The organism is Mesorhizobium sp. ES1-1 (genome assembly GCF_020164785.1).
Lineage (GTDB): Bacteria > Pseudomonadota > Alphaproteobacteria > Rhizobiales > Rhizobiaceae > Mesorhizobium.
Map to the genome: position 1 here is coordinate 56,249 of NZ_JAIUGX010000013.1, position 14,029 is coordinate 70,277.

Annotated in this window: 4 protein-coding genes; all 4 read left to right on the top strand. The window is 57.3% G+C overall.

Annotation, left to right across the window (positions count from 1 at the left end; translation table 11 throughout):
* Positions 1-3 precede the first annotated feature (3 nt).
* On the top strand, positions 4-1,449 hold the full coding sequence (locus LB513_RS21140; RefSeq protein ID WP_224665467.1) for an HlyD family type I secretion periplasmic adaptor subunit: 1,446 nt from the start codon (positions 4-6) through the stop codon (positions 1,447-1,449).
* Between the two features lie 58 nt (positions 1,450-1,507).
* A complete protein-coding gene (locus LB513_RS21145; protein WP_224665468.1) occupies positions 1,508-2,209 on the top strand; it encodes a hypothetical protein in 702 nt (233 codons plus the stop codon).
* A 31-nt stretch (positions 2,210-2,240) separates the two neighbouring features.
* Positions 2,241-12,533 (top strand): calcium-binding protein, encoded by a 10,293-nt coding sequence (locus LB513_RS21150; protein WP_224665469.1) that lies wholly within the window; start codon positions 2,241-2,243, stop codon positions 12,531-12,533.
* A gap of 1,162 nt (positions 12,534-13,695) precedes the next feature.
* The gene (locus LB513_RS21155) at positions 13,696-13,926 is read left to right on the top strand and encodes a hypothetical protein (protein ID WP_224665470.1); all 231 of its coding nucleotides are present in this window, start codon (positions 13,696-13,698) and stop codon (positions 13,924-13,926) included.
* Positions 13,927-14,029 lie beyond the last annotated feature (103 nt).

Sequence of the window (14,029 nt, forward strand, 5' to 3'; positions counted from 1 at the left end):
GCGATGGGACGCTATTGGCAAGCAATCCGGGAAGGCGTGGCGCGGGAGAGGGATGCCAAACGGCCCAAACTCAACCGCGATGAACGTGCCTTCCAAGCGGCCGCGATCGAGATCCTCGAAACGCCGGTCTCGCCGGCCGCGCGCATCTTCTCAGCCTTGATCATGCTGTTTGCAGTGGGTGCGCTAACTTGGTCCTGGTTCGGCCGTATCGACACTTATGCCACGATCCAGGGCAAGCTGATCCCCATCGGCAAAGTGCAGGTCATCGAGCCCTTGATCACAGGCACGGTCAAGGCTCTGCACGTCAAAGCCGGGGATCATGTGGCAGCTGGCGAACTCTTGGTGGAGTTAGAGCCTGCGGAATATGCGGCCGAGCGCCAGAAGAATGCAGGAAATCTCGCTGCCGCAGAAGTTTCGAAGGCTCGGCTCAAGGCGCTAATCGATGCCGTGGAAGCTGGCGCATCCTCCGCGGACCAACAGTTCGTGGTCCCAGCGAATGCTCCAGCAGCCATTGTCGGCCTGCAACGGCTGCAGATGCGGCAATCGCTCGCTGCCTATCAATCAGATCAAGACAGTCTGGAAGCCGAACTCGCTCAAAAGCGGACTGAAATTGACCGCGCCGGCAAGACCTTGGTTGAGCGCCACAAGCTCGTGCTCCTCGCCGGCGACCGGCGAGATATCTATGAGCAACTCGAGAAGCGTCAGGTTGGCATTAAGACCAGTACCATCGATGCGCGCCAGAGCGAGCAGGATCAGTTGATGGCAACCGTGTCAGACGAAGGCCACGTCGCCGAACTGGAGGCAACAGTGCAGACGCTTGCGGCGCAAAAGCGTGCGCGTCGTGATGCTTATCTCGACAAGGTCGCTACGGAGCTGATTGAGGTCGACCGTTCGGTTCGCGTTATGCAGCAGGATCTCGCAAAGGCCGAACTCTTTGAGCGGGCGAGCCTACTCAAATCCCCCGTCGCCGGCCGCGTCCAGCAGCTGGAAGTCAACACGCTGGGGGAGGTTGTGCAGACCGGCCAGAAGCTGATGGTAGTTGTTCCAGATGGCACCAAGCTTGAGATCGAGGCGATGCTACTGAACCGGGACAAGGGCTTTGTCCACGAGGGGCAAGAGGTGCGCGTAAAGCTCGAAGCCTTTCCGTTCACTCGCTATGGCACGCTTGATGGCGAGGTTCTGACTGTTTCCAACGACGCCATCCCCGTCGGCGCGCCGCAACTGCGGTCAGCGGCCAAGGAAGAGACTATGCGCGACAGCGCCGGGCCGCTGGTGTTCCCGGCACGCATCGCGCTCAACGAGACGTCGATCCACGTCGAAGGCAGGGACGTGGTGCTGACTCCGGGCATGTCGGTGACGGCGGAGGTCAAGACGGGAAATCGACGAGTGCTGGGCTTTCTGCTCGATCCGTTGATGGAGATGACGGACGAGGCTTTCCATGAGCGGTAAATCGATCTGCCTTTTGCATTGAGCGCCGGGCCGTGGATGGCATGTACAGGAAATTATTATGAGAATAGACGAAATTATATACAAGGATATTGATGATGTTGATATCAAAGAATACGAGGGCGCATTTTCATTTTTGGCTCGAAAAAACCTCCCACTTAATGCTTCAATGGCAGATATACAAAACGCAAAAAGCAAATATTTAATAGCTTATGACAGCTATAGACTGGTTATATCGATTTTGATGGCTATATTGTCAGTCATATTAAATTTTGTGATATCGTTGATATATGACATGGATCTCGAACATAAAATGGAAGATTCCACTCTACTAAAGATCTGGCCATGGAACAATAACGCATTTGACCAGTTTCGGCGGAGCGGTCTCTTTCAGACGGAAGCCGGATTAAAAAACTTCTATTGGCTCTCGTATTTGTGCAGCGTGACGACTCTTATTTGGCTTGTATGGATTTTATGGAGAATATGGATAGAAATCCACCGACATGACCGCATGAATGTGAGTAGGCAAGAATATTTTTCGGCGCTAAAGGCCGTTGCTGTGCTCATGGCCGGAATAATGGTTTGCTTTTTAGCATCTATATCTGACTTATCGACAAGTCATTCATTCTATGGCCCGTCCTTGGCCGACGCTCCCGCGGTCTATGCTGCAAAGAAGGTCGCTCTCATATCTTCGTTTTTCGGACTAGTGGGAATACTGATGTTCGTTGTGTCTATGATACTTAGATACAAGCGAAAAGCTTAACTCGTTCGAAGTTTCTCGAAAGGAACACGCCGTGGGACAGGATAATAAGTCGAATAAAGGTAGCCTTTTTGACGGAGCCGAGAAAGGGTCTGTTGCCTTAGCAGGCTCTTTGTCCGGCCAAGACGCAGGCATTGCGGCGGCCGCAGGTTTTGCAAAGACGGCTGAACAGGCAAAGGGAGCTATAGAAGCGGGGAAGGTTCTCGGCCCAATGGGAATCGCCGCGGGCGCTGTCTATGGTGGCGTGGCAGGTTATAAGGAGAATGGCATCACCGGTGCAGTCGCTGGAGCAGGCAAGGAAACAGCGGCCGGCATAGCTGGCTGGGCTGCCGCCGAGTATACGGCCGGCGCGATTGCATCGATCCCAGGAGTTGGGGAAGAACCCATAGGACTCGCTGTGGCTGGCGTGGCTGGTGCATTCGTTGGCTTCGGAACTACGGTCTTTGGCCCGATCGCGGTTGAAAGTCTGCCTGACACAAATTTGGATCCGACGGGCAACGCCCAACGGTATCTAGATAACTTACCAATGATGACGGGTATAGACAGACCTGATCCAGGCGTTCCAAGTCAGAGTCAAAACCCTTTCACGCCCGAGAACAACAGCTTAGGTCCTTTAAGCCCCGTCAGTGAGCCGCAACCTGGGACAAATTCTGCTCCCAGTGCTGGATTAAATCCTAATGCTTTTACTAGCAACAACAACAGCTTTGGCCCTTTTAGCCCTGTTGGGGAGCAGCGCCCCGGGACAATGTCGGCTCCCAGCGGAGCGGCCGACGCGCGCGCCGCTGACAAAAACTCCTCCCCTAATGGCGGCACCTTCAACACAAGCGGCGCTACGCAAAGCGGCAATCCAAGTGGCCACAACGTTGGCTATAATGCTGGGTACGGCGATGACTACAGTGGCGCCGAAAACAATGGTACAGGATCTTCATACGGTGTTTCCAAACCGACGCATTATTCGCCGGATCCTAACTTCCTCGGCGGCGTACAACTCCAAGGTCCGTCTTATGTGCAAAGTCAGGTTGTCGATTTAACGGCTCCGGCGCAAATCTATAGCCCGACTACACCTCAGCCCGCGATTGCTGCGGTCGACCCGAACTACGGATTGGTTACGGTCGGTCTCGCCCAAGTATATATTGGGCCCCAGGTTTATTATGATGTCACAACGAAACCTGCTGCAGTCGTCCCCCACCCTGTCCCAACGCCGCCTCGGGCCCGGGTCGCGCCGATACCTGCAATCGTGCCGGCGTTGGTTTACGTTCCAGGAGTCGGTTACACCAACAAGCCCGATCCGATCGATGCCGTAGGGGCGGCAGTGCAGAACGCTTTGGATGCCGGCCTGTCGCCTGCGGCTGCAACGGCGATAGGGATGACTGTCGCCCAGCAGCGCCATGTGAGCCCCGACGATCCCAACCTACACATGAGGATTGCCAACCTAACCGGGGCGACGGGCGGGAAATCCGACCACGCCAGTAATTCCAGTCCTGGTGGCTTGGGCAATAGCGTAAATGGCGTTTCCGCGGTGGGTGATCATGCTGGTCATCCTAATGGCGTCTCGGGTAATCCCGGCAACGGGTGGGGTGGCCACCCTGTTTTGCTAGACCTCGCGGGCAACGGCCTTTCAATCAATGAATTGAGTTCGTCTTCGCAGTTCTTGGACCTTGAAGGAGATGGCTACCAGCACCGCACTGCCTGGGCGGGAAACGGGAACGGTGTGTTGGTACTAGATGCCGATGGCGACGGGAAAATCAGCCGTTCCAGTGAGTTCGTTTTCACCGAGTGGGACCAGTCGGCAACCAGCGACCTCGAAGCGCTTAAGAGCGTTTTCGACACCAATCACAATGGCTTGCTCGACGCCGGTGATGACCGTTGGTCCGACTTTAAAATAATGGTCGATGGTCAATTGGTGTCACTGGCCTCGCTTGGCATTGCCTCAATCGACCTGACCGCGACGGGCAGCGGCCAGAACTTTGCCGATAGCTCGGCCATCACCGGCACAACGACCTATATGAAGACCGACGGAACCACTGGCGCCGTCGGCGATGCGCTTCTCGCCTCCGACGCAAATGGCTACATCATCAAGAGCGCTTTCGTCACGAATGGCGATGGCTCGAAGACCACAACGCTTGGCGGTTACAACAAGGATGGCACCCTGGCGTTCCAGAACCGCATTACCGTCAGCGCCGACGGCCTGTCGACGACGACGCAGTTTGACGATGACGGAAACGGCACCTATGAGCGTTCGCAGACCGACGTGACGACAATCACGGCAGGTGTACGCCAGCGAACCGTGAGCGATTTCAACACAGACGGTTCGCTAGCCGAGCGCACCACGACGACAACCAGCGCCGACAAAAAGACGGTAACGACAGCGCTCGATCAGGAAGGCGACGGCGCGCCGGACCAGACGCAGGCCTTCGTGAGGAACGTCGACGGCTCGACGGTTACAACAGTCTCGGAGAACAGCGTTAATGGCACTTTGCTGCGCAAAGTCGTCACGGCTGCGTCCGCCGATGGCCTGTCGAAGACCGTTCAGCGCGATACCACTGGAACCGGCGTCTATGATCTCACCAGCACCGAGACGACGGTTGTCGCCGGTGACGGCACCCGTACAAAGACGGCTGCGGACACCTCGAGTGGCGGCACGCTGATCGATCGCGAACTGACCGTTAGCAGCGCCGACGGCCGCACGCGCACGGTCTTGCATGATCGCGATGGTGACGGCACGTATGAAATTCGCGACGCCACCATCATCACCAGCGGTGCCGGCAATTCGACAGTAACTACCGTTTCGACCTATAGCTCGACCAACGTGCTGATTGCCAAGACGGTCGCCACCACCAGCAGCGACGGCCTTTCCAAGACGGTCTCGACGGATTCCAATGGCGATGGCCAGGCCGATCTTGTCTCGTCTGACGTGACAGTAGTCGGCGCAGGCGGCAGTCTGACGGAAACGCAGCAACTCAAGAGCCGCGACGGCACCTTGCTGTCCAGCACCATCACCAGCACCAGTGGCGACCTCAAGACAATATCGATCTCAGCTGACGCCAATGGTGACGGCCACGTCGATATGGCCAAGACGATCGTCGTCGATGGCGCCGGCGTGACGACCTCAACCGTCAGCCAATTCAATGCGGACGGCTCCCTGGTCGGCAGGACATACGACCAGACTTCGGCTGACGGCCTCTCGCTCACAAGCAAGGTCGACATCGATGGCGATGGCATTTACGATAGTGTTGTCACTGACGTGACGACCACGGATGCCTCCAGCAACCGCACTCGCACTGTTACGACCAAGAGCGCCAATAGCACGCTGATAGGCAGCTCCGCGATTACCACCACTGCCGATAGCCTGACGCAGACTGAGAGGGACGACATCGACGGCGACGGCATAGTCGACCGCACGATTGTGACGGCGACGGTCCTCGGTGGCGACGGCAGCCGTACCGTGACCTCAACGACCACCAGCACCAGCGGCGTCTTGCTGGCCAAGACCGAGCTGAAGACCAGTGCCGACCGCAAGACGACTACCACCAAAGTCGACGCGAACGGCGATACCAAGATCGATCAAACGGTGGTGAATGTCGTCAATGCAGATGGCAGCGAGGTCTCCACTGTCTCCGACACCGACATCAACGGCGTGTTGCACGGCAAGACGGAAACCAGCATCTCCAGCGACGGATTGACCAATACCGTCAAGCAGGACGTGAATGGCGACGGTGTCTATGATTCGACCACGCAGGCCGTGACCACCATAGCGGCTTCTGGTGCCCGCACAACGACGACCTCCACGACCTCAAGCAACGGCACGTTGCTCGCTAGGACCATCGCAGCGGTCTCGGCGAATGGCCTGAGCGTGAACATCCAGGCCGATGCCGACGGCAATAGCGTCTTCGAAAGCAAATCGAGCGATGTCACCGTTCTCAACGCGGACGGTTCGAAGACCCGTACCGTCTCAGCATTGAGCGGCAGCGGCGTGCTCATTGCCAAGACACTCACGTTCAGCAGTGCCGACGGACATATGGTGACTACATCGACCGATGTTGACGGCGACGGCCTATTCGAGCTCGTTTCGTCCGATGTGAAACTTCTCGGATCAAACGGTAGTACAAGCGAAACTCTACAGCTGAAGAGCCGCGACGGTTCGCTGCTTTCGAGTTCGACCACCAACATCAGCGCGGATCAAAAGACGACTTCGAATTCGACGGATGCCGATGGCGACGGACACGTCGACACAGTCAAGACGATCGTCGTCGACAATGCCGGCGTAACCACTTCGACCGTGAACAGATACACCCCCAATGGCACGCTTGTCGGCAAGACCTTCGACCAGATATCAGCCAACGCACTGTCGCTGACCAGCAAGGCAGACATTGACGGCGACGGCACTTATGACACCACCGTTGCCGAGGTGACGACCATCGATGCCTCTGGCAACAAGACCCGAACCGTAACAAACAGGAGCGCCAACGGCACCCTGGTCGGCAGTTCGGTCGTAACCACCAGTGCAAATGGTCTAACGCAAACTAAGAAGGACGATATTAACGCAGACGGCACGGTCGATCGCACCACGGTGACCGCAACCACGCTTGCCGCCGATGGCAGCAAGACGTCGACCTCTACGACCACTAGCACAAGCGGCGCCGTGCTGGCCAAGACCGAAATGACGACGAGTGCCGACCAAAAGACGGTCACGACCAAAATAGATGCCAACGGTGACAACAAGACTGACCGGACGCAGGTCGACATCCTGAACGCCGATGGCAGCGTCACAACCACGGTGTCGGACACTGACATTAACGGCGTGCAGCATGGCAAGTCGGAAACGACGCACTCGGCTGACGGCCTCACCGCGACCGTGAAACAGGACATGAATGGCGACGGGGTCTACGACACAATCACGCAAGGCGTGACTGCGATCGCCGCCTCGGGCGCCCACACGACCACGACTTCGACGACGTCCAATAACGGCTCGCTCCTGTCGAAGAAGATTGCGACAATCTCAGGGAATGGCTTGAGCACCGATGTTCAGGTGGACAGCGACGGAGACGGCATCGTCGAGGACGAGTCGAGCGACGTCACTGTGCTGAACGCTGATGGCTCGACGACTCGTACGGTCTCGGCACTGGCGGGAACGGGAGCCCTCATCGGCAAGACCATCAAGACGACTAGCGCGAATGGCCTAGTAAGGACAGTGCAGTCGGACCTCGACGGTAATGGCACGATCGACCGGACCAGCACATCCACCACAACGCTTGGCGCCGACGGTTCGAAATCCGAGACCGCCATCGTCAAGAATGCCAGCAATGCCCAGATTGCGCGATATGAGACGATCACCAGTGGCGACGGCAACACGGTGACATCGACTAGAGACCTCGATGGTGACGGCATGGTCGATGAGACCACTTCGTCCGTTCTCAACATGAACGGCTCGACCACAACGGTCATTCGCACCTACGCGGTTGGAGTTCTGACTTCTTCTGCGACGAAGACAGTAAGCGCCAACGGCCTCTCCAGCACGCTCGCCGCCGATCTCGACGGCAACAGCTCCATCGACCAATCGACTACCAGCGTCATTGTCCTCAATGCCGATGGCAGCAAAACGGAGACCATCACCGATCTCGACGCCGCGGGCATTGTGAAAGACAAGACCACAGTTGTTACGAGCGCCAATGGCTTGGTCAAGACGACCACTTGGGCCGCTGTTGGTGCCACCACCAGTCGCTCGAAAGTCGATACCACCGCCCTCAATGCTGACGGCAGCACGAGCGAAACTGTCGACTACAAAAAGGCAAACGGCTCGTTGGAGAGCCGAACGGTGACGACCGTCAGCGCCAATAAGCTGACCACGGTGGTGACCAAGGATGTGAACGGCGACGGTGCCGTTGACGTCACCACCACGACCGTCCAGGCCTCCGACGGCAGCACCACTGCAACCACAATCGGTCCCGACACGACAGGCAATGCGGCGGGGACCGGCGCCTACACGACGTCCCCTTCCACCACGAGCAAGATTACAACAATCAGCGCGGACGGGCTTAGCAGCACGACTCAATACGGCGCGACCTCGGTCGATTACCTACCCGACTTACCCAGCAAGAGAACAACTGAGACAACAATCGGTGCCGATGGATCGACCGTTCAGACAATTAAGGCTTACGAATCTCCTCTGGTATTAACCGAGCAGACCAGAACGACAACTGCGGGCAATGGCCTCGGAATTACGAAGGAATGGGACCTCGACGGCAACGGCACTTATGACCGAAAGGAGACAGACGTTACTGTTTGGAATGCGGATGGCTCGCATGTTCAGACGGTCAATAAGTTTGAAGGCGCGACCCAGACCAGCAGCTTCGTCACGACGACGAGCGCAAATGGGTTGTCAGTAACGACCAGCCTGGATCTTTTTGGAGCGAATCCGTTCAGTCAGGATTCCACCGACATTACGAATCTAGGCAGTGACGGATCAAAGACGCGAACGGTCACATACTTCAAGGCGGATGGATCACAGCTGTCCAAATTTGTGACGGCGACAACGGGCGATGGTCGAACTGTCACAATCCAGGAAGATACCGATGGTGTGGTTGGAACCGACCGCGTCATAAGTGACACTACTAGAGTGCTGGCAGACGGTTCTATGGTTGAGACCGTCAACAGGTCGACGCCCTCCGGAACCTTGCTTGACAGCACCGTAAAAACGACGAGCGGTGACGGTCGTCTGATATCGATCACTCGGGACGCAGATGGCGATGGCTCGATTGATCAGACAGAGGTCACCACCAAGCGGGTCGATGGCACCACATCAGTCACAATCACAGATTTCAACGGCGCCAATCACAAGTCAAGCACAACTCAGATTTCGACGAGTGGCGATGGACTGCTGACCACGACCTATTGGGATTTTGATGCGGACGGTACTGTCGATCAAACCCGCCGCATCAATGTCGCGAAACTCGGAGACGGGATTACCGACACCAAGACAAGGGACGGCACTGGCGCGTCGGACACGTTCTATAACAAAACAACGACATATACTAGTGACGATGGCCGTAGCAGCTGGACGGCTATCGATTACGACGCTAGTGGCGGCGGGTTTGACAACACGATTAGCACTATCACCCAGGCCGACGGGTCAACAATCCATGGCATCCACAATAGAAATCAAGATGTGGCCCACCTGATACCGGGGACGATATACTGGAAGAACGTGGTCCCGGGTAACGTGGTCGCTAAGACAAGCGCGGACGGGCTAACAACGAGCTACTGGTATGACTATGACTCTAATGCGACGAATCCGGTTTCGGTCGAAAACCCGAGCACGTCCGCCTATGAAGTTACAGCTGTCGCACATGTTCAGATTGATGGCTCCATCGTTACCGAGATAGTCGGGCATGACACCTCGACGGGCCCTATCACGGCAAAAGGCATCATGACAGTGAGCGCCGACGGAAGCACAACCACGCTTCTGAAAGACGGCGACAACAACGGTACCTACGAGCACAAAGAGGTCGCGTTTACGCGGATCGACGGGTCTATTCAAAAAATCGTAACCGAGTACAACACAAGTGGCGCCGTAACTCAGACTGTTACCACAGACGTTAGTGCCGACGGTCAGTCGACGTCGGTGATCACTGCCAATACTGCAACTGGTAGCGGAACATCGACCGGTCTTGGCGTCGAATTCTACTCGCCCGGCACCACCAACGATACGATCACCGGGAGCGCCGGCGACGACACTATCAATGGCGGTGCTGGTAACGACACAATCAACGCAGGGGCCGGCGACGATCTACTGAACGGCGGTACCGGCGCGGATACTCTGAAAGGAAACGCGGGCAACGACACCTTTGTCGTAGACAACGTGGGCGACATTGTCGGCGAATCTGCAAATGAGGGAATCGACACAGTTCTGAGTTCGGTGACCTACACAATCACCGACGGAGACGTCGAAAACCTGACTCTGACCGGAACCGGTGCGATCAACGGCAACGGCAATGACTCCACAAACACGCTCACCGGCAATGATAGCAACAACGTCATGAGAGCGTTCAGCGGCGACGACACACTCTATGGGATGGGTGGCGATGACAGCCTGACCGGCGACTTTGGCAACGACACCCTCTACGGTGGGGCAGGCAATGACTATTTGAATGGGCAGCTTGATAACGACACCTATGTCTACCGGCACGGGGATGGCAGCGACACGATCGAGGATTTTGTCACCGCGACCACCACAGCGTCTTCGGATATCAGCGCTGCTCAAGCCCTCGGCGTCAAAGCAGGAGGCACGGTTAACACCTGGGTCGGTGGATATTACTGGCAGACAAGCTCGAATTCGCTGCTGAAGCTGACCAATGCCGGCACCGACACGCTGAAGCTGACGGGTGGCATCGTTGCGGATAACCTCACATTTGCGTGGACGGGCGTTGGCAACGACAATCTGGTCATCAACATTGCAGGTGGTGCGGCGGGAGACAGCGTCACAATCGATCAGCAGGCGATTGCTGCTGCCAAGATCGACAAGCTTGAGCTGGACTCGACGGGTGCGATGGCTTTCGCTGTTGTACGCACCGCTGGAGGAACGTTGACCGGCACCAGCTTGACCTCTGAGATTCTTTTTGGTCTGGGCGGTAACGAGACGATCAACGGCAACGGCGGCGACGACATTTTCTACGGCGGTGCTGGCAATGATGTGCTCAATGGCAGCAACACATTCCTCGGTCTGGGTGGCAATGACACCTTCTATGGTGGCACGGGAAATGATTACCTGAACGGCGCCGGCGGTAATGACCGATATGTATTCCATCGCGGCGATGGCACCGACTACATTACTGACTTCAACATTCAATCCACGACACAAAGCTCGGACATTAGCGCTGCCCAAGCCAAAGGTGTTTCAGCTACAGGTATCGTGAACACCTGGGTCGGCGGGTATTACTGGAATACGACGACAAATGGTCTGCAGAAAGCAACCGACGGTAATGTTGATACGCTCGCCCTGGAGAGCGGAATCAAAGCCGAGGATCTGTCATTCGCGTGGACCGGTGCTGGCAATGACAATCTGGTCATGACGATTGGCGGGGGCCCGGCCGGTGACGCGGTCGTTCTGAACCAACAGACCACCTCTGCAGCCAAGATCGAAAACCTGACCCTGGACGGTGTTGGGACGATGAACTTGGTCGTAGCCAGCGCTTCGGGGGCAACTGCCACCGCAGGAACCGGCTCCAGCATCATTTTCGGTCTCGCCGGCAACGAAACGCTCAACGGTAATACGGGCAATGACATCCTCTACGGTGGCGCTGGAAACGATGTAATCTCGGGCTTTGCTGGAAATGACACGCTGGTTGGTCAAGTCGGAAACGACTACTTGGCTGGAGCAGTCGGGAATGACCTGTACATCTACAATTTGGGCGACGGCGCCGACTCCGTGGAAGATATCGATGCCGTGGTCACAACTGCCTCGGCCGACATCACAGCCGCCAATGCGCTGGGCGTAAACGCGTCAGGGATCGTCAACACCTGGGTCGGCGGTTACAATTGGAACACCTCCACCAGCAAGTTGATGAAGGCTCAGGATGGCGGCGTTGACACCATCAAGCTGGGACCGGCGATCGGTGTCGATGACCTTGCCTTTTCCTGGTCAGGCGAGAACCTGCTGATGACCATCGGCAACCCGGCCAATGGCAATTCGATCAACCTGAAACAGCAGTCGATTGCCGCTGGGCGGATCGAAAAGTTGCAGCTAGACGGGGCAGGGCCGATCAACCTTGCGGTTGCGGCATCGGCTGGGTCGACGGTAAGCGGCAGCACTGACGCCGATCTCATCTTCGGTCTTGGCGGCAACGAAACGCTCAACGGCAATGCCGGCAACGATATCCTTGTTGGCGGTCTCGGCAACGATACGCTCGTTGGCGGTGCCGGCAACGACCAGTACCGCTTCAAAGCCGGCGATGGCGCTGACACCATCGTCGAATCCGGTACTTACACCGACAATGACGAGCTGGATTTTGGGGCAGGCATCGACGCGAACGAGCTCTGGTTCAGCCAGCAAGGCAACAATCTGGTTGTTTCGGTATTGGGTACCACGGACAAGGTGACCGTGACCGACTGGTTCGCGGGTCCGGGCAACGTCGTCGAAACCATCAAATCCGGCGACGGCAAGGTGCTTCACTCGTCTGACGTAGCCACGATGGTCGCGGCCATGGCAGCCTTCGATCCGGCAACGTCGCCATCGGGAACCGGCATCCAACCCAATGATCCCCGCCTTGGCGATCCCAACCAGGTCGGCACGATTGCGAGTGCCATGCAGTCGTCTTGGATGGCGGCGTAGGGGTTATATCTGTATGATTCTTTATCCGGGCCCTGCGGGCCCGGCCGAGTAACAAATGTGAGATGCGCCGTGATGCTGGCCGCTCTACCGTCGTTTATTGTATTTTGGAGCGAAACCTTATCGAAGTCCCCAACTGAACACTCGGCATGTTCCCCTGTGGCCCGATCTCGGCACCGCCAGATGACGCTTTAGTTCCCGCTGTAGAATCCCTCCCATGCCGACTCGCTAATCGCTGCCTTGGCGCCTGGCTTTTCGCCATGCCGCGCCCCAAATGGGTTGCCGCCACGGATCCCGTTTCGATTCGATCAACGCGACCGCGCAATTTTAGTAATCGCCATTCCGGTGTTGATAGCGGGGAAGCCGAGCGACTGGACTCGCGCCGCCGGCGCCTCTGTGAAAGCGTTGGCCATTCCAAATGCTGCCGATGGCGCCACCCGTCGATCGTCGAGAGGGGCGAAAGCCTTCATTCGCTCGCGAGCCGCCAGCACGATCTGTCGTTTGCAGCAGCCGTCGCTTGACGTTCGTGGCCGAAGGCGCTGCCGGGTAGCGGAGGCCGCCTGGCGCGGGTAAGTGCTCGCCGGCGGCGTTACGGCGGCCGCAGCGGTCCGCGCGCTCCGGGCAGTCTTCCCGCGGGCGGAGAACCCGCTCAGCGTGGCTTCGAACTGGCCAACCTGGTCGGCCATCTTCCGCTTCACGGCATTCGCTCCAACCTCAACGCCGCCTTGGCCGAATTTCCATGATGACCTTTGCCTTCGACACTCCGCTAAATTGGGCAACGGCAGACACGAAGACGTCGGCAAGGTCGTCCACCATCCTTGGATCCGCGCTTTGCCCTCAACGGTCTCGAGTCTGGTCGCTTGCCCGGAGACTGTGACGACGAATTCAAGGCGGCTGATTCCATTTCTCTCGTCGGCCTTCTTCCGATCTGTAATCCCGAGGACAACGCCAATGGAGCCGAGGACTGCCAAGTCGCTCACCACGACCCGATCGGCCGCGGAGGCGAGCCGTTAAGCGCCGCTGCCGTCCAGCGCTGCCTGGAGATCTCGGCGAACGATTTCGTACGAGGTGGCTCGGAGAAGGAGACGAAGAGATTGGCCCGCTTGAACAAGGAACCGGCGATGTTTAGGATTGCAACGTTGTCACGGATGCCAAGCCGCCCGCCGTGGTCCGCACGCTACGCGCGGTACGCCTCAAGAGCCTGCTGATCATGCTCGGGAGCGGCGATCGTGAGCAGGTTTCAACGGCTTCGGGCAGCATTGCCCAAGGTGCGGACATGGCCATTTCGAAAGCACGCATCACAGGATCTCCTTACAAGTGCAAAGTTCGCGAGATTCTCGCGCCTTATTATCAATTTAATATTTCTTTCGCGGTGGCCGATATACCTCCAGTCTAGCGAGCATCAGCACGAAACTGGGCAACGCGGAATCCTGGTGAAAAGTGGCAGCGACTTTAATATCAATCCATCACATCGGGTGGTGTCCCGCTAACACTGGCCA

Coding starts and splice junctions, on each gene's coding strand:
- LB513_RS21140 (WP_224665467.1), top strand. CDS start 4: ATGGGACGCTATTGGCAAGCAATCCGGGAAGGCGTGGCGCGGGAGAGG.
- LB513_RS21145 (WP_224665468.1), top strand. CDS start 1,508: ATGAGAATAGACGAAATTATATACAAGGATATTGATGATGTTGATATC.